Source organism: Limnospira sp. PMC 1279.21 (assembly GCF_032349615.1).
Taxonomy (GTDB): Bacteria; Cyanobacteriota; Cyanobacteriia; order Cyanobacteriales; family Microcoleaceae; genus Limnospira; species Limnospira fusiformis.
Window position 1 is genome coordinate 1 of the sequence record NZ_JARPLU010000476.1, and the last position, 689, is coordinate 689.

Below are 689 nucleotides of genomic sequence, written 5' to 3' on the forward strand. Positions count from 1 at the left end.
TAGTAGGTTGGGTGGAGCGATCGCGAAACCCAACACAGTCGGCTAGGCTGGGGGTGATTAAGTTTTTGTGGGGTTTCCTGGGTTCACATAACCTACTCCTGGTGCGATCGCTCTCCTAATATGTGGGGTTTCCTGCTACTAATTCGGCAACTCAGAAACCCCCTTTCTCAACCCCTCAACCCCTCCAACCGCAGAAAATGCACCACCCCTGAACTATCCCCCGCCGCCACCGTCACCCCATCCGGTGCGATCGCACAGGAAAGCATTGCAGCCTCCCCGGTAAAGGTGGCTAACTCTTTCCCCGTCTCCAAATCCCACAGTTTCAGGGTTTCATCCCAGGATGCCGAGACGGCTCGTTTCCCGTCCGGGGCGATCGCTACTGCCCATACCCCGCCACTATGCCCGGTGAGGGTGGCTAGTTCCCTCCCCGTCTCCAAATCCCACAGTTTCAGGGTTTCATCCCAGGATGCCGAGACGGCTCGTTTCCCGTCCGGGGCGATCGCTACTGCCCATACCCCGCCACTATGCCCGGTGAGGGTGGCTAGTTCCCTCCCCGTCTCCAAATCCCACAGTTTCAGGGTGAAATCATCGGATGCCGAGACCGCTCGTTTCCCGTCGGGGGCGATCGCTACTGCTCTTACCCAGTTACTATGTCCGCTGAGGGTGGCCAGTTCCGTCCCCGTCTCCAA

General features: G+C 58.8%; 1 protein-coding gene. It reads right to left on the reverse strand.

Translation table 11 applies throughout. The features are described from left to right. Positions 1–167: 167 nt before the first annotated feature. Positions 168–689 (reverse strand): WD40 repeat domain-containing protein (locus P5683_RS25515; RefSeq protein ID WP_315669518.1); only part of this gene is annotated, 522 nt, incomplete at its 5' end.